This window comes from Nocardia sp. SSK8 (genome assembly GCF_037034205.1).
Classification (GTDB): domain Bacteria; phylum Actinomycetota; class Actinomycetes; order Mycobacteriales; family Mycobacteriaceae; genus Nocardia.
Map to the genome: position 1 here is coordinate 1 of NZ_JBAGKD010000045.1, position 320 is coordinate 320.

Genomic DNA, 320 nt, shown 5'->3' on the forward strand with positions numbered 1-320 from the left:
GCACGATGATCGCCTTACCCGAATCGGTGAAGGTCCACTCGTCGACCTGCGGCTTGATCTCGATCCGCGTCGCGCCCGAACGCTCCAGCGCGGCCATGTCGATCTCGTTGTCGAAGTGACCGATATTGCCCAGGATCGCGTGATCCTTCATCGCCTTCATGTGCTCGAGGGTGATGATGTCCTTGTTACCGGTCGAGGTGATGACGATGTCGGCCTCACCGATCGCCTGCTCGACGGTGACCACGTCGTAGCCGTCCATCAGCGCCTGCAGCGCGTTGATCGGGTCGATCTCGGTGACCTGCACCCGCGCGCCCTGACCG

General features: G+C 62.5%; 1 pseudogene. It reads right to left on the reverse strand.

What is annotated here, in order from left to right:
- Positions 1–320 (reverse strand): annotated as a pseudogene (locus tag WA675_RS27305) (adenosylhomocysteinase); the annotation flags it as partial.